Source organism: Zobellia alginiliquefaciens (assembly GCF_029323795.1).
Classification (GTDB): Bacteria; Bacteroidota; Bacteroidia; order Flavobacteriales; family Flavobacteriaceae; genus Zobellia; species Zobellia alginiliquefaciens.
In genome coordinates this window covers 1085342-1101165 of the sequence record NZ_CP119758.1, presented here as the reverse complement: position 1 = coordinate 1101165, position 15824 = coordinate 1085342, and the positions used below count along the sequence as shown (strand labels likewise).

15 protein-coding genes are annotated in these 15824 nt (G+C 39.1%); 5 read left to right on the top strand and 10 right to left on the bottom strand.

Annotated features, from left to right (window positions below; genetic code table 11):
• Positions 1–51: 51 nt before the first annotated feature.
• The 4 genes from P0077_RS04650 to gcvP form a co-directional block, all read right to left on the bottom strand.
• The gene (locus P0077_RS04650) at positions 52–903 is read right to left on the bottom strand and encodes a glycosyltransferase family 2 protein (protein ID WP_276167976.1); all 852 of its coding nucleotides are present in this window, start codon (positions 901–903) and stop codon (positions 52–54) included.
• 57 nt (positions 904–960) lie between these two features.
• Entirely contained in the window at positions 961–1488 is a 528-nt protein-coding gene (locus P0077_RS04645) for a class I SAM-dependent methyltransferase (protein WP_276169169.1), read from the bottom strand.
• Positions 1489–1534: 46 nt separating this feature from the next.
• The gene (locus tag P0077_RS04640) at positions 1535–2590 is read right to left on the bottom strand and encodes a 3-oxoacyl-ACP synthase III family protein (RefSeq protein WP_276167975.1); all 1056 of its coding nucleotides are present in this window, start codon (positions 2588–2590) and stop codon (positions 1535–1537) included.
• A gap of 165 nt (positions 2591–2755) precedes the next feature.
• Positions 2756–5608 (bottom strand): aminomethyl-transferring glycine dehydrogenase, encoded by a 2853-nt coding sequence (gene gcvP / locus P0077_RS04635; protein ID WP_276167974.1) that lies wholly within the window; start codon positions 5606–5608, stop codon positions 2756–2758.
• Positions 5609–5733: 125 nt separating this feature from the next.
• Between gcvP and P0077_RS04630 the strand changes: the two genes are divergently transcribed.
• Positions 5734–6558: a UbiA prenyltransferase family protein gene (locus tag P0077_RS04630; RefSeq protein ID WP_276167973.1), complete on the top strand. Its 825-nt coding sequence runs from the start codon at positions 5734–5736 to the stop codon at positions 6556–6558.
• 227 nt (positions 6559–6785) lie between these two features.
• On the opposite strand, the gene P0077_RS04625 is transcribed toward P0077_RS04630, so the two are convergent.
• Complete coding sequence (locus P0077_RS04625) at positions 6786–7340, bottom strand: sigma-70 family RNA polymerase sigma factor (protein ID WP_276169168.1); 555 nt, start codon at positions 7338–7340, stop codon at positions 6786–6788.
• 120 nt (positions 7341–7460) lie between these two features.
• On the opposite strand from P0077_RS04625, the gene P0077_RS04620 reads away from it, so the two are divergent.
• Positions 7461–7820, top strand: coding sequence for a rhodanese-like domain-containing protein (locus P0077_RS04620; protein WP_276167972.1), 360 nt, complete (start codon positions 7461–7463; stop codon positions 7818–7820).
• On the opposite strand, the gene P0077_RS04615 is transcribed toward P0077_RS04620, so the two are convergent.
• The 5 genes from P0077_RS04615 to P0077_RS04595 form a co-directional block, all read right to left on the bottom strand.
• On the bottom strand, positions 7817–8338 hold the full coding sequence (locus P0077_RS04615; protein ID WP_276167971.1) for a 5' nucleotidase, NT5C type: 522 nt from the start codon (positions 8336–8338) through the stop codon (positions 7817–7819). The genes P0077_RS04620 and P0077_RS04615 overlap by 4 nt on opposite strands.
• A 270-nt stretch (positions 8339–8608) precedes the next feature.
• On the bottom strand, positions 8609–10627 hold the full coding sequence (locus P0077_RS04610; protein WP_276167970.1) for a M3 family metallopeptidase: 2019 nt from the start codon (positions 10625–10627) through the stop codon (positions 8609–8611).
• A 22-nt stretch (positions 10628–10649) separates the two neighbouring features.
• Positions 10650–11051, bottom strand: coding sequence for a hypothetical protein (locus tag P0077_RS04605; protein ID WP_276167969.1), 402 nt, complete (start codon positions 11049–11051; stop codon positions 10650–10652).
• A gap of 28 nt (positions 11052–11079) precedes the next feature.
• Positions 11080–11571 carry a 5-(carboxyamino)imidazole ribonucleotide mutase gene (gene purE, locus P0077_RS04600; RefSeq protein ID WP_276167968.1) on the bottom strand — a complete coding sequence of 164 codons (492 nt, stop codon included), beginning with the start codon at positions 11569–11571 and terminating at the stop codon, positions 11080–11082.
• A 3-nt stretch (positions 11572–11574) separates the two neighbouring features.
• Positions 11575–12747, bottom strand: coding sequence for a 5-(carboxyamino)imidazole ribonucleotide synthase (locus P0077_RS04595; protein WP_276167967.1), 1173 nt, complete (start codon positions 12745–12747; stop codon positions 11575–11577).
• Between the two features lie 110 nt (positions 12748–12857).
• Between P0077_RS04595 and P0077_RS04590 the strand changes: the two genes are divergently transcribed.
• The 3 genes from P0077_RS04590 (at position 12858) to obgE (ending at position 15805) form a co-directional block, all read left to right on the top strand.
• On the top strand, positions 12858–13964 hold the full coding sequence (locus P0077_RS04590) for an adenylate kinase (protein ID WP_276167966.1): 1107 nt from the start codon (positions 12858–12860) through the stop codon (positions 13962–13964).
• Positions 13965–13974: 10 nt separating this feature from the next.
• Positions 13975–14685: an SIMPL domain-containing protein gene (locus P0077_RS04585; RefSeq protein WP_276167965.1), complete on the top strand. Its 711-nt coding sequence runs from the start codon at positions 13975–13977 to the stop codon at positions 14683–14685.
• A 118-nt stretch (positions 14686–14803) separates the two neighbouring features.
• Positions 14804–15805: a GTPase ObgE gene (obgE, locus tag P0077_RS04580; protein WP_276167964.1), complete on the top strand. Its 1002-nt coding sequence runs from the start codon at positions 14804–14806 to the stop codon at positions 15803–15805.
• Positions 15806–15824: the final 19 nt, after the last annotated feature.

The following is a 15824-nucleotide window of genomic DNA, read 5'->3' as shown; positions in this document are numbered from 1 at the left end:
ATCCCGCTACAATAGCGGGATTTTTTGTTTATGACGTTTGGTGCTATAAAGTTATAGAAGTTTTCGCTTAATGTTCCCCCAACGTAGATTTCTAATAAAATTACCTTCTGCCTTAGTAACCAAAAATTGTTTTTTCTCTTTTTTGGCTTCTAGATAACCGTACATGTTGTCTGCAAAAGCTTGAGGTTTTCTTTGTTTTAGGGCCATTTTAAGAGATGCTATTACAGTTATAGGAAAACCATAACGCATGGTGTACATAGCCTTCCCCTGTAGAAGTTTTGCTTTTTGATTATAAGCGTTACCAGTAGGTCTCAGGTGTTTTACTTTCAAAGCATTGTCTGTGTAAATCTCGTGGCCGTGATATTGGGCAAGCAATTCATCTACGGTATCCCATCCCATTGCATTTCGTAAGCCATTTATGGCCTTAAAACATTTTTTGGTGTAGGCCTTAAAAGCGCCACGCACATGGTTTTTGTCCATTGGGTGGTTTAATTTCCATTGTCCGTCTTCGGTTTGTTCGTAAATAAAGCCTCCGGCAATGCCTACTTTAGGTTGTCCTCTAAATATATAAACGATTTTTTCAAAGTAATTGTCCGGCAAAATAACATCGGCATCTAGTTTTACAATAAAGTCGTAATCTTCATCTAGTAATTGGAGACCTTTGTTAAATGCATTCACCACTTTGCTGCCAGGCATGTGCTCTGTAGAAGATGTTGTGTTCAGCTTTTGAAAAATAGGGCTGAGAGTCACAAATTGATCTATGATAGCTTCTGTGTTGTCGGTGGAATTATCGTTCACTACAACTACTCTTTTAGGCTGTAGCGACTGCCTTAAGATAGAATTTAAGGTGTCGGACAAGAAGCCTTCTTCATTATGAGCGGGAACGATTACGTAATAGTGCATGGCCATGAAGCATTTAAGGGGCAAAAGCTATGAAATTGAAATGATATAATACGATTATTACCCTTGTTTTCTTACCGCATAAACAATATAGTACCGTGGAGTGAAACTACGTAATAGGGGGCGTATACCCAGTTTTTTGACAGGATTGGTCCATTTGGCACTATCTTTAATTTCCCACCCAGCTTTTTCTAAAAGCCAGTCAAATTGCCAATCCTCAAATTCATGGTAATGACGGTCCCACGGATCCGTTTTGCTACGGTAGGCAGGTGAAAACCATAATTTTAAGGGAATGCTCGCCACTAGTTTATCTGCTTTTATCTCCCTTAGAGCATTAAAAGGAGCTAGTAGGTGTTCAAAAATTTCAAATGCAGTAACCACTTGTGCATCCGAATCGGTAAGAGAAGAAAAGTCCGTATCCAAATCTTCGCCTTTAGTGTTTTCTACGGAATACCCTTGTTCTTTCATGATTTTTGAAAACGGATTCTCCACGCCAAGGTCCAGAATAGTTTCCTCGGTAGATATATGTTTCTTTAGAAACTCTAGGGTGTGCTGAAAACGTTTACTCGGATAGGTCTTCTCGTACATGTGAACGGGTTGCAAAGTTTGATGTTTTGCGCTGCTACCGGTTCGATCAGATCCTGTATACTATGGCATTAATATTCATGCCTGCGCCAACACTGGCAAATATAACAACATCTCCCTTTTGAACCTCTTGATTTTCTATTTTTCCATTACGGACCAAGTCAAAGAGAGTAGGTACCGTAGCAACTGAACTGTTACCAAGCTTTCCTATGCTCATGGGCATGATATTATCAGGCGTTTCTCGGTTGTACAAGCCATAAAAACGCTTTATGATGGCTTCATCCATCTTTTCGTTCGCTTGGTGAATGAATATTTTTTTAAGATCGTCTATCGCAACTCCACTCTCATCCAAGCAATCTTTCATGGCTTGAGGTACGTGGGTTACAGCAAACTCATAGATTTTACGACCAAACATTTTTATGTACTTGGTATCATCTTTAAGTTTATTGTAGGATTCTCCGAAGAACAAAAAATAGGCTTCTTCCTGTGTATAAGTTGCACTAGCGTGCGACAGTATTTGACCGGAACCTTCTTTTTCTTCAATGACAGCTGCACCTGCACCATCAGAATAAATCATAGAATCCCTGTCATGCGGATCTACTATACGAGACAAGGTTTCTCCTCCAATGACAAGACATCTTTTGGCTATGCCACTTTTTATAAAGGCATTTGCTTGGATGACACCCTGTATCCAGCCGGGACAGCCAAAAATGAGGTCGTAGGCAACACAAGCAGGATTTTTTATGCGTAAATGTTGTTTGACCCTAGTGGCTAAGCTTGGTAGTGTATCGCTCTGAATGTTGTTTGGTGAAACATCTCCAAAATTATGAGCAAAAATAATATAATCTAAAGTCTCTTTATCTATGCCAGAATTGGTAATGGCTTTTTCAGCGGCAAGGAAACCTATATCGGAGGTGTTTAGATTGTTTTCGGCATAACGGCGTTCTTTGATTCCCGTAATGCCTTTAAACTTCTGGATGATAACGGCATTTTCATGGGCAAATGGAGAGCCATCGGCATTTAAAAAATCATGACCTTCAAAGTTATCGTTGGGAACGACCAATGAGGGGATGTAACTTCCTGTTCCTGTAATTGCAATTGACATAGAGTAGTTTATTTTATCACCTTACAAGGTAGGGTAGAATAGATTGACTGCTATGCGTGCATAATAAATATTACGACGTTCAAGCCGTTTTATAAAAATATCCTAAATGAAAAAAAGCCTTTCCGGTATTTTAGAAAGGCTTGTCTTTATTGGGGTTAAGGCAGATTATTCCGCCTCTGCATATGCTTCAATAGGTGCGCAAGTACATATTAAATTACGGTCTCCATAGGCATCGTCCACACGTCTAACCGATGGCCAAAATTTATTTTCTTGGATATACGCAAGTGGGAATGCCGCTTTTTGTCTGCTGTACGGAAAATTCCATTCATCGGCAGTGAGCATTTCAAGTGTATGTGGCGAATTTTTAAGCACGTTATTAAAATTATCGGAAGATGCTTCGTCTATTTCTTTTCTGATAGAAAGCATGGCTTCTGAAAAGCGATCAAGTTCGGCCAAACTTTCGCTTTCAGTAGGTTCGATCATTAAAGTTCCTGCCACCGGAAAAGAAACGGTTGGAGCATGAAATCCATAATCCATTAATCGTTTAGCGATATCCGTAACTTCAATACCATTCTTTTTAAAAGGTCTACAGTCAATTATCATTTCGTGAGCTGCACGTCCTTTTTCTCCCGTGTAGAGAACATCATACGCTCCACTCAATTTGTGTTTAATATAATTGGCGTTCAGTATGGAAATTTCAGTGGAGTGTCTAAGACCTTTTTCTCCAAGCATTTTTACATAGCCGTAAGATATCAGGCAAACCAATGAACTTCCCCAAGGAGCGGCAGAAATAGCAGAAATAGCATCATTGCCTCCTGTTTCAATTACTGGATTACCAGGAAGAAAAGGTACTAATTGTTCGGCAACGCATATAGGCCCAACTCCCGGTCCGCCACCACCGTGAGGTATAGCAAAGGTTTTGTGTAAGTTTAGGTGACAAACGTCTGCGCCAATAATGGCAGGATTGGTTAGGCCAACTTGCGCATTCATGTTGGCGCCATCCATATAAACCTGGCCACCGTGGTCATGTATCAGTTTTGTAATTTGTTTTATTGAAGATTCAAAAACACCGTGCGTAGATGGGTAAGTAACCATTAAAGCAGCAAGGTTTTTTGAATGTTTCAAGACTTTTTCTTCTAAGTCGGCTACATCAATATTCCCCTTTTCATCAGTCTTGGTAACCACCACTTTCATGCCCGCCATTACTGCTGATGCGGGATTGGTACCATGAGCAGAGGCCGGTATTAGGCACACATCTCTGTGTCCCTCGTTTCTGGATTCATGGTATGCCCTAATAACCATAAGGCCGGCATATTCACCTTGAGCCCCTGAATTCGGTTGAAGTGATGTAGCTGCAAAACCTGTTATGGTAGATAAATCTTTGGCCAATTCTTTTAATATGAATTGATACCCTTTTGCTTGCTCAACGGGTACAAATGGGTGTATATTGCCCCAGCGCGGCATACTTAAAGGAAGCATTTCAGAAGCTGCATTCAGTTTCATTGTACATGAACCCAATGAAATCATAGAGTGGTTCAGGGAAAGGTCTTTGCGCTCTAATTTTTTTATGTAACGCATCAGTTCAGTTTCGGAGTGATACGTATTAAATACTTCATTTTGTAAAAAGGAAGAATGACGCTGCACACTTGAAGCGATAGCGGTGTTTGAAGAAAGGTTTTCGGTTTCGGAAACCTCTTTTTTAAGCGCATCCCCAAAAACAGAAACAATTTGGTTCAGATCTTTTAGTGAGGTAGCTTCATTTACCGCAATGGAAATGGTTTCATCATCAATATAAAGGAAATTTACTCCGTTCCTTTCTGCTACTTTACGAATGCTTTTGGCATCCGCCTTAACTGTAATCGTATCAAAATACGAAGAGTTTATTTGATACAGGCCTAATTTTTCTAGCGCATCAGCAAGGGTTACCGCTGTACGATGTACTTTATTCGCTATATATTTTAATCCTTTAGGGCCATGGTAAACGGCATACATTCCTGCCATTACGGCCAATAGGACCTGAGCGGTACAAATGTTGGAAGTGGCCTTGTCCCGTTTAATATGCTGTTCCCTGGTTTGGAGTGCCATTCTAAGGGCAGTTTTGCCATCAGTATCTTTGGTGACGCCTATGATTCTGCCAGGTATATTTCTTTTGTAAGCTTCTTTTGTAGCAAAAAATGCGGCGTGCGGACCTCCGTATCCTAATGGGATGCCAAATCTTTGAGTGGTTCCCACAACAACGTCCACGCCAATTTCGCCTGGAGGAGTGAGCAGCACCAAGCTCAGTATATCCGCCGCAACTGCAACTTTTATGTTGTTTTGTTTTGCATTGGAAACAAAGGTGCTATAGTCATTTACTTGACCGTGTTTTCCCGGATACTGCAATAAAGCACCGTAAAAATCTTGGTCAAACGTAAATTCTTCATGGTTTCCTACCACCAATTCAATTCCGAGTGGTGTTGACCGCGTTGTTAAAAGGGATAACGTTTGCGGTAAAACTTCTTCCGAAACAAAGAATTTAAGAATTCCGTTTTTCTTTTGTTCACGGCTTCGAACATCAAATAACATGGTCATTGCCTCTGCGGCAGCCGTACTCTCATCTAAAAGGGATGCGTTTGCCAATTCCATACCCGTTAAGTCGGATACCACGGTCTGGAAATTTAAAAGGGCCTCGAGTCTACCTTGGGCAATTTCGGCTTGATACGGGGTGTAAGCCGTATACCATCCCGGATTTTCAAGAATATTCCTTTTGATTACGGATGGGGTTAAGCTTTCGTGATAACCAAGTCCGATATAGGTTCGAAAAACTTCGTTTTGCTCCGAAAGTTCTTGAATATGGGCCAGGAACTTATGTTCGCTCATGGCACTATTGAGAGTCAGTGGTTTTTTTAAACGAATATCATCTGGAATGGTCTCGTAAATGAGCTGGTCCAAGGTATCCGTACCTACGGTTTTGAGCATGTGCTCTTGATCTTCTTCCCTAATACCTATATGGCGTAAAGCAAATACATCTGTCTTCATAGCTTGAAATAAAAGTGGCGTAAAATTAGGCATTTAATCCCTTAAAAAAATCACATAATTGCTCATCTAGGTGAAAGTTTTTAACTAATCGGGGAGTTTATGAACAGTTTGGTTAATTTAGTAAGGTGAAGCTCCTAAACCGTATTTTTGATTTTTATCTTGACGCAAGTATACATGTGGCGTTAGGTATTTATGCACTTGTTCTGGTAACGGAACTAACGCTTGGTTACGGGGTGGATTATCACTTGGCATGGTTCCTATTTATGGGGTCTATTGCGTGTTACAATTTTGTGAAGTACGGGGTAGAGGCAAAGAAGTATATTCTTGTAGCAAATAGATACCATAAAAACATTCAGTTCTTTAGTTTTATTGCACTTGCAATAGCGTGTTACCACGGATGGTTTTTAAAACTAGAGGTGTGGATGGGTGTTGGTATGCTGGTGGCATTAACCGGGCTTTATGCGGTGCCGTTATTACCTCATGCAAAAAATCTGAGAAGTTGGGGTGGACTTAAGATATTTATAGTTGCTTTGGTATGGGCAGGGACAACCGTGGTTCTTCCTGTGCTCTCAGAAGGCGCTTCTTTGGAAAAAGATGTATGGATAGAGGTTGTACAGCGCTTTTTATTCGTGCTAATTTTGCTGGTTCCCTTTGAAATTCGAGATTTGGCCTATGATAGTCCTAAGTTAAGAACTTTACCACAGCGCTATGGGGTTGCCAATACTAAAATATTTGGTTCTTTTGCAACCTTGCCTTTTTTCTTTTTAATCCTTTTCAAGGATAATGCCTCTATACCGGAACTGATTGCTGGTGGAATTATTTTTTTGATTTTGGGAGCAACAATGTTTATGACCAAACGGAAACAAGATAAATATTTTGCTTCCTTCTGGGTAGAAAGTATTTCTATATTTTGGTGGGTACTACTGGTAGTTTTGAAAGAGTTGTTCTAATCCTTTTTTTCAAGGAGTTGCTTCATTTCCAACTTTTCTTTTTCCGTTAAGCTCCGTAAATCCGCTTTCTGGCACAATGCGGTTAAATGCGTATTTTTCTTAGTTGCTTTGGAGCAATTCTTACACATGAAAACATGAAACCGTAATTTCATTTTTTCTATAAAACTTGCCTCCTTGTATTGAGATTTTTGGCAAATAATGGCGGCTTTTTCGCAAGAAATCATAGTTTAAAACCAATTTTGATTAAGGCAACCCATTAAAGCTGTTCTAGCTCTATGTATCATTACCCAGAGGTTAGACGGATTAATACCGAGCTCATTACAAATATCTTCGGTACTAACTCCTTGAATGGTTTTCATTGTAAAAACCTTAGCTTGTTTTTTTGGCAATTTAGAAATACAGGATTGTATGGCAAGCCCTAATTCTTCATTCTCTATATCGCTGTTTTCAAACGAACTAAAGGGGTCCGCAACTTGTTCTTCAAGCCAATCACCTTCAGCGTCAGTTTGCGAACTGTAGTTCATACGTACTTCTGCCTTTCCTTTTTTTGAATTGATTTTTCGGTAATGATCAATTACTTTTCGCTTTAAAATAGCAATTAGCCATGTACGTTCGGCAGCATCTCCCTTGTAATTTTTAGCAGATTTTAAACCGGCCATGAAAGTTTCTTGAACAAGGTCTTTTGCTACTTCAGCATCGCTAATACGGCCTATCGCGTAGTTAAAAAGGTAATCTGCGTATAAGTCTACCCAATTATCGGGCTTTAGTTGGTGTGCTGCCATGCGTGTCGTGTCGTTATCAAAAGTAATGGATTTAGATTTAATGACCTTCAATTTTTTTTCATCTCTATCAATATAACTTAATGCCGCCATAATTACTATTTTTGATTAAACTTAAAAACTATGAAATTCTACTACTTACTTCTGGTATTGTGTGTTATGAACTTGGGCTGTGCTCAAAGTAAGGGAAAACCTATCACAGAATTTTCACAGAATGATATAGGTTCCGGGATTTTATTAGATGTACGTACTCCGGATGAGTACGCTAGCGGTCATTTGGAAAAGGCCGTAAACATGAATCTTTTTGATGCGGATTTTATTAAAAATATTGACACGATAGCTAAGGGAAGAACTGTTTATGTCTACTGCAAAAAAGGTGGCCGTAGTGCCAAAGCTGCTCACGTTCTAGACTCTCTTGGTTTTAAACAAGTGATTGATCTAGAGGGCGGCTACGATGCTTTTATTTCTGATAAAAAAAATTAAAGTAGTTTTTCTCCAACCTCAAGCCAATTGTTCACCCGTTCATAACCAGTGGTGTTTACATTGTGGGGAGAGGTAAATAAAAGGGACCTGCCTTCAAAGGTTTCTAAATTGTAACTGCGATCATCAATAAGTACATCGCCACGTAATATGTGTTTATGTCCGCATAGTATGCGGTTTTGCCAAGGTATAAAGGGATAGTGTTCGTCTAACCACTCAGATTTTTCCTCTAAGGAGTTTGGAAATTGCATGGCGGCAGATGCTATGTACACTTCATGTTTCTCACTTAATTGTTTTAGGATATCTTGACCATGGGCTATGGGTTTCAGGTTGCGAAAAAAACCTCTGTTCCACGCATGATCACGTACACTTTGCTGTCTGTCTACCGGTACTTTGTTCCAAGCTTCACTACCATGAAAGAAGTCTAGAGTAAGGTTTTCATTAAACTGTTTATTATAAACTTCTATATGCGCTCCGTAGGTGTCTGCTATCACCTCGTCCATATCAACAAATATTATCATGTGGAATTTTTTTTGCGAAGGTCTAAAAACGAAGTGAGATGTTTAATGTAAATAAGAAAAATAGTAATTATTTAACCTATCATTAGTATTTGACCAAAGTGCAAAAAAAAAGAGGGCGTCCCCACACCCTCTTTTTAAACCGTTAAAAAAATTACTTTTGATATAACCTTTTCAACCTACTTATGTTTAGTAAATATATAAGAAAAAACTTACAAAACATAATCTTGGATAATATTTTTTAAATTTTATTTTAATTAAACGGGAATATTTTCAATTAAGTAGACCTGCTCTTTCCAATAAAGCTTCTACTTTGGGTTCAGCTCCTCTAAAACGTTTGTAGAGGACCATAGGGTTTTCGGTGCCACCTTGAGAAAGAACATTGTCTTTAAATTTAGTAGCTATTTCCTTATTAAAGATACCATTTTCTTTAAAATATGCAAAAGCATCAGCATCTAAAACTTCGGCCCATTTGTAGCTGTAATATCCTGAGGAATAGCCACCTTGAAATATATGGGCGAATGCCGTGCTCATACAGGTCTCTGCCGTTTCCGGGTACAGGTTTGTACCTTTAAAAGCTTCGCTCTCGTGCACTTTAACATTAGTAATGCTAGTTGGGTCGACGCCGTGCCATGACATATCCAACAATCCAAAGCTAAGTTGACGCAAGGTTTGCATCCCTTCTTGGAAAGTTGAGGATTCTTTTATTTTTTGAACTAATTCCATAGGAATAACTTCCCCGGTTTCGTAATGCGTGGCAAAAAGTTCTAGTGCTTCTTTTTCGTAACACCAGTTTTCCATCACCTGACTTGGCAGTTCTACAAAATCCCAAAAAACTGAAGTTCCCGAAAGACTGGGGTACGTTGTGTTTGCTAGCATACCGTGTAACCCATGACCAAATTCATGAAATAAAGTGGTTACTTCATTAAATGTTAGGAGAGAGGGCTTACTAGGGGTGGAGCGCGTGAAATTACAAACGTTGGAAATATGCGGACGTACGTTTTCTCCGTTTCGTTGGTATTGCGGTTTGTAGCTGGTCATCCAAGCACCACCACGTTTTCCCTTTCTGGGGTGAAAATCGGCATAGAAAACAGATATAAAGTTATTGGAAGTATCGTAAACTCTATATGTTTTTACTTCTTCGTGATATTTATCAATATCGGAAACTTCTTCAAATCGGAGGTCGAATAATTTTTCGGCTACTTTAAAAACTCCTGAAATGACATTTTCTAATTTAAAATAAGGCTTCAATTTCTCATCATCTAAGTTGAAGAGCTTTTGTTTCAACTTCTCAGAGTAATAACTGCCATCCCATTTTTCCAATCCGTCTATATGGTCTAGTTCTTTTGCAAAATCTTCAAGTTGGGAGAACTCCTTCTCTGCAGCAGGTTTGGCTTTTACCAAGAGTTCGTTTAGAAACTCATGCACTTTCTCAGGTTTTTCTGCCATACGTTCTTCTAGAACAAAGTCTGCATGCGTTTTGTAACCCAATAAATTGGCGCGTTCAAACCTTAGCTTAGCAATTTTGAGCACGTTTTCCTGATTGTCAAGCTCATCGTTGTGAAAAGCCTTACTGCCAAAAGCCAATGCCAGCTCTTTGCGGAGCTCACGGTTTTTTGCATATTTCATAAAAGGAATGTAGCTTGGGTAATCTAATGTTACCAGCCAACCGTCTTTATCTTTTGATTTTGCCATTTGCGACGCAGCCTCTTTTTCGCCTTCAGGCAGACCGTCTAAGTCATTTTCATTGGTAAGGTGCTTTTCATATTTGTTGGTTTCAGCAAGTACATTCTCACCAAATTTCAACTTCAACTTAGAAAGCTCGGCATCAATTTCACGAAGACGTTTCTTTTTGTCATCGTTTAGATTGGCCCCGTTTCTACTGAAACTCTTGTATTTTTTATCAAGTAGCGTTTGTTGCTCTATAGTTAGCTCTAGCGTTTCTTTTTGGTCATAAACGCTTTTAATACGTTTAAACAACGCTTCGTTCAGAGTAATGTCATTGCTGAATTCCGAAAGTAAGGGAGAAATTTCTTGAGCTATCTTTTGAATTTCTTCATTGGTCTCGGCAGAATTCAAATTAAAGAATACGCTGGAAATACGGTCTAATTGCTGACCTGCGAATTCCAAAGCTTCTATAGTATTTTCAAAAGAAGGTTCAGCTGAATTAGCCGTTATTTGGTCTATTTCCGCCCTTGCATCTTTCATTGCCTGTAAAAAGGCAGGCTGAAAATGAGAATTTTCAATTTTAGAGAATGGGGCTGTATCAAAAGGAGTCAATAAAGGATTCATATGACGTAAGATTTTGTGGGTTTTAAGATTTTATGGGATTGTTCTTTAACTGTATCTTAGTATTTACTAGGTCTAAAATAAGGGCAAGACCCGCTAGGAGAGCAGATAAAGCGGCTCCGGTGACAAAGGCAAAATTGCGGTCCGCCCCGGTCAATACTTTATCTCTTACAAACCTATATTGGTCCGTGTATTCCGTGAGCCCTATGCTTCCATCTCCATTAAGGTCAAAATGGACTAACTGCATTTCGTAATACTTCCAACGGATAAAAACCAAAATAAGAATCAAAACATACATAGAAAAGAAAAATAACGAACTTCTCCAAATACTTCTTAGGTATCCGTTCGTGATTTTTTTCTCAATAATTGCCAAAATAATAATAGCAGTTACACCGAGTATAAAACCAATAAGTGACGGGTAATTCATAAAAGATAATTTTTGATGACCTATACTTTTATTTCTTGGCACTAACGGATTTAGCGCCTTCTATTACCTTTTGCTTAAGGCCTTCTTTGTAGAGGATAATTTTGTCAAGAACACATTTGTCCGAACTACCTATGATTTGAGCGGCCAAAATACCGGCATTTTTAGCTCCATTAAGTGCTACGGTAGCCACAGGAACGCCACCTGGCATTTGAAGGATAGATAAAACAGAATCCCAACCATCAATGGAATTACTGCTTTTTACAGGTACTCCAATTACTGGCAATGGAGACATAGATGCCACCATACCGGGAAGGTGGGCCGCCCCACCGGCGCCGGCAATAATAACCGTATAACCGTTAGTATGTGCATTTTTACTGAAATCAAAAAGTTTTTCGGGGGTTCTGTGGGCAGATACAATATCTACGTCAACCTCAATATCAAAACCTTTTAATATATCTATGGCGTCTTGCATTACAGGCAAATCGCTGGTGCTGCCCATTACTACGGCTACTTTACTCATAATTTATTTGCTTATCACTTTAATAGTTTCCTTTACTTGTTGCGCAATTTTACGTGCTTCGGAAATAGATTCGTTTACTATGGTTACGTGGCCCATTTTTCTAAAGGGACGGGTTTCTTTTTTGCCGTAAATATGAGGCGTAACTCCTTCCATTCCTAAAATTTCGGACATATTTTCATAGGTAACCTCACCGGTATGGCCTTCTGCACCTACTAAATTAACCATGATGCCCGTTACTTTACTTTTAGTATCGCCCAAAGGCAAATCTAAAATAGCACGTATGTGTTGTTCAAATTGATTGGTGTAACTAGCCTCTATGCTATAATGCCCGCTGTTATGCGGTCTTGGAGCAACTTCGTTAACCATTATTTGGTCATCTTTGGTTTGAAAAAGTTCTACTGCCAAAAGCCCCACATGCTGTATTTTTTCCGAAACTTTTAAAGCTATTTCCTGCGCTTTGTCAGCAACCGTACCGTCTATTCTTGCAGGGCAGATTACATATTCTACTTGATTAGCCTCCGGGTGAAATTCCATTTCTACCACTGGATAGGTTTTTACCTCACCACTAGCACTTCGGCTTACGATAACGGCAAGCTCATTTTTAAAGTCGATCATTTCTTCGGCAATACACTCACCGGAAGGCAGCCCGTCTAAATCTTCAATCTTACGAACAACTTTTACGCCTTGGCCATCGTAGCCAAATTGGGCTGCTTTCCAGATAAAAGGAAATGAAAGCGCTTCGTTTGAAATACTATCTTTTATTTCACTTTTATACGCAAACCTTTGAAAATTGGCTGTAGGTATGTTATTATCCACGTAAAAAAGCTTCTGTTTTGCCTTGTTCTGAATAATTCTTAGTGCTCTGGTAGGAGGAAAAACCTTTAAACCTTCGTCTTCAAGTTTTTCCAGGGCATCAACATTTACGTTTTCAATTTCTATGGTAAGTACATCTACCTGCTTTCCCAAATTATATACGGCATCAAAATCCATCAGGTCGCCCAAAATAAATTCATTACATGCTATTTTTGAAGGCGCTTCGTCCGAAGAGTCCATAACTACGGTATGAATATCAAATTTACGGGTTTCGTAAAGTAGCATTTTTCCAAGTTGGCCACCGCCTAGGATTCCCAATTTAAATGGTGACGAAAAGTAGTCTGATGATTTTTCTGTTGACATGCAATTGATTTATAACTGCTGCAAAAATACATCGAATTCTTAAAACGCAAGGTGTGTACTTAAAAAAGCAAAATCAAAGTGTTATATTAGCCGTTCTTTAAAAAATTGATGTGATAAAGCTACACGATAAACATTTTAAACCGTTCTTAAGCGAGGCGCAAATAAAAGCTGCTGTAAAAAGCGTGGCAGATCAGGTTGCGGCAGACTACAAAGATGAAACTCCAATTTTTGTTGGGGTGCTCAACGGGGCGTTTATGTTTATTTCAGATTTTTTAAAGGAGTATCAGCATCCGTGTGAGGTATCGTTTGTAAAACTAAGCTCATACCAAGGTCTGACGTCTACAGGTATTGTGGAGACACTTTTAGATGTTTCGGAAGATATTGAGGGCCGCAGTGTTATTATTCTGGAAGATATAATAGATACGGGCCGCACGCTAAAAAAGCTGGTACATCTTTTCTCAAAAGCAAATGTCAAAGAATTTAAAGTAGCTAGTCTTTTTTATAAATCAGAAATATATAATGGTGAATACACCATTGACTATATAGGTATTGATATACCCGATAAATTTATTGTAGGTTACGGTTTGGACTATAATGAGTTAGGCCGAAACCTTAAGGAAGTTTACCAATTAAACCAAAAACATATGATCAATCTCGTACTGTTCGGGAAACCGGGTGCCGGAAAAGGAACCCAAGCGGAATTTTTAAAGGAGAAGTACAACCTGAAACACATTTCTACGGGAGACCTTTTCCGTTACAACATGAAAAATGATACCGAGCTGGGTAAACTTGCAAAATCATACATTGATCGTGGTGATTTGGTGCCCGATGAAGTAACTATTAAAATGTTGCAAGATGCAGTAGAGAAAAATCCAGAAGCAAGCGGATTCATTTTTGATGGTTTTCCAAGAACAACTGCGCAAGCCGAAGCTTTAGATACTTTTTTAGCCTCTAAAGACATGAAGATAGATGCCACCATTGCCTTAGAGGCCAATGATGAGGTTCTTATTCAACGCTTGTTAGAGCGAGGGAAAGTAAGTGGGCGTAGCGATGATCAAGATGAATCTAAAATACGGAATCGTTTTGATGAGTATAATGAGAAGACTGCACCGTTAAAAGACTATTATGAAACCCAAAATAAGTTTCACAGTGTAAACGGTATAGGTGCTATAGATGAGATAACCCACCGCCTTGGTAAGGTTATTGAAGAACTATAAATAGGTTACGATGGAAAAGCTAAGTTGGTTGAAGACACTGATTATAGCTATTGCCATTATGGTGGCAGGCTATTTTATAGGAAACATGCACCGACTCGGAAAAGAATCTGACCGTTATGTTCAGGTTAAGGGGCTTTCTGAACGCGAGGTAGCCGCAGACCTTGCTGTATGGCCCATGAATATATCGCTTACCGGAAACGATTTGGTTACACTACGCCAAGATATTGAAGGACAAAACAAGAAAGTTGTTCAGTTTTTTAAAGAATTGGGTTTTGCTGAAGATGAGCTTACTCGTGGCGTGATTAATGTAACGGATGCACGGGCAAATATTTATAACTCAAATTCTCAGTACAGCCAATACCGATATTTGGCCAATATTGAAATTACGGTTCGTACCGGTGATATAGAAAAATTACAAAAAGCACTGGCAGAATCTTCTGAACTTATTTCAGATGGTATTTTGTTAGGTTCTAAAAATAGCTGGCAGCCCATAGAATATATTTTTACAAAATTGAACGATCTAAAGCCTGAAATGGTAGAGGAATCAACCAAAAATGCACGGGAAGTTGCTGAGAAGTTTGCAAGAGATAGTAAAGCAAATGTGGGTGATATTCGTGTGGCGAGACAAGGCTTGTTTTCTATTTCTAACCGAGACCAAAATACACCTCAGATAAAATTGGTTCGAGTAGTTTCTACAATAGATTTTCAGCTTGAGGATTAAGAACCTTACTTGGTTTTGCATTCGGAACTTTTTAAACATCAATCGTTCTGTCTTGAGCTTCTCTTATTTACGTACTTTTGCAAACTAGTTTGATGATAATTTTTTGAAAGTATAAGAAATGACCGAGGGCAATTTTGTAGACTATGTTAAGATTTACGCCGAATCTGGTAAAGGCGGAAAAGGATCTGTGCACTTACACAGAGAAAAGTACATTACCAAAGGTGGTCCTGATGGAGGTGATGGTGGTCGCGGAGGCCATGTTATTTTACGAGGGAATCAAAACCTATGGACGTTAGTTACATTTAAGTTCAAAAAACATTTTAAGTCCGGTCACGGTGAGCATGGTAGTAAATCACGTAGTACCGGGGCAGATGGTGAAGATGTCTATTTGGATGTGCCTTTAGGAACTGTAGTTAAAGACCCAGAAACCTCTGAGGTACTGTTCGAAATTACCGAACACGATGAAGAGAGAATTTTAGCCGAAGGCGGAATGGGCGGTAGAGGTAATTGGCATTTCAAAACCAGTACCAACCAGACGCCAAGATATGCGCAACCTGGTATTCCCGGGCAAGAGGTAGAGGTAATTCTGGAACTTAAAGTTTTAGCAGATGTTGGTCTTGTAGGCTTTCCTAATGCCGGTAAATCTACATTGTTGTCAGTGATAACATCAGCTAAACCAAAAATTGCGGCTTACGAATTTACGACCCTGAAACCCAATCTTGGAATTGTAGAATATAGAGACTTTCAAAGTTTCGTTATGGCAGATATACCGGGGATTATTGAAGGTGCGGCCGAAGGAAAAGGGCTGGGGCATTATTTCCTGCGCCATATAGAGCGTAACGCTACCTTATTATTTTTAATACCTGCGGATAGTAAGGATATAGGGAAAGAGTATCAGATTCTTCTTGATGAACTCCGAAGATACAATCCGGAATTACTGGATAAAGAGCGCTTGGTAGCCATTTCTAAAAGTGATATGCTCGATCAAGAACTGATAGAAGAGATGAGCGTAGAATTGGATAAAGATTTGGAGAAAGTGCCATATATGTTTATTTCATCCGTAGCACAACAGGGTATTACAGAGTTAAAAGATAAACTTTGGGGTATGTTAAACAGCTAGTAAGAGCTAAATTTTTGTC

Excerpts from the sequence above, each read along its gene's own strand:
- P0077_RS04650 (WP_276167976.1), bottom strand. The coding sequence starts at position 903 with ATGCACTATTACGTAATCGTTCCCGCTCATAATGAAGAAGGCTTCTTG.
- P0077_RS04645 (WP_276169169.1), bottom strand. The coding sequence starts at position 1,488 with ATGTACGAGAAGACCTATCCGAGTAAACGTTTTCAGCACACCCTAGAG.
- P0077_RS04640 (WP_276167975.1), bottom strand. The coding sequence starts at position 2,590 with ATGTCAATTGCAATTACAGGAACAGGAAGTTACATCCCCTCATTGGTC.
- gcvP (WP_276167974.1), bottom strand. The coding sequence starts at position 5,608 with ATGAAGACAGATGTATTTGCTTTACGCCATATAGGTATTAGGGAAGAA.
- P0077_RS04625 (WP_276169168.1), bottom strand. The coding sequence starts at position 7,340 with ATGGCAGCACACCAACTAAAGCCCGATAATTGGGTAGACTTATACGCA.
- P0077_RS04620 (WP_276167972.1), top strand. The coding sequence starts at position 7,461 with ATGAAATTCTACTACTTACTTCTGGTATTGTGTGTTATGAACTTGGGC.
- P0077_RS04615 (WP_276167971.1), bottom strand. The coding sequence starts at position 8,338 with ATGATAATATTTGTTGATATGGACGAGGTGATAGCAGACACCTACGGA.
- P0077_RS04610 (WP_276167970.1), bottom strand. The coding sequence starts at position 10,627 with ATGAATCCTTTATTGACTCCTTTTGATACAGCCCCATTCTCTAAAATT.
- P0077_RS04605 (WP_276167969.1), bottom strand. The coding sequence starts at position 11,051 with ATGAATTACCCGTCACTTATTGGTTTTATACTCGGTGTAACTGCTATT.
- purE (WP_276167968.1), bottom strand. The coding sequence starts at position 11,571 with ATGAGTAAAGTAGCCGTAGTAATGGGCAGCACCAGCGATTTGCCTGTA.
- P0077_RS04595 (WP_276167967.1), bottom strand. The coding sequence starts at position 12,747 with ATGTCAACAGAAAAATCATCAGACTACTTTTCGTCACCATTTAAATTG.
- P0077_RS04585 (WP_276167965.1), top strand. The coding sequence starts at position 13,975 with ATGGAAAAGCTAAGTTGGTTGAAGACACTGATTATAGCTATTGCCATT.
- obgE (WP_276167964.1), top strand. The coding sequence starts at position 14,804 with ATGACCGAGGGCAATTTTGTAGACTATGTTAAGATTTACGCCGAATCT.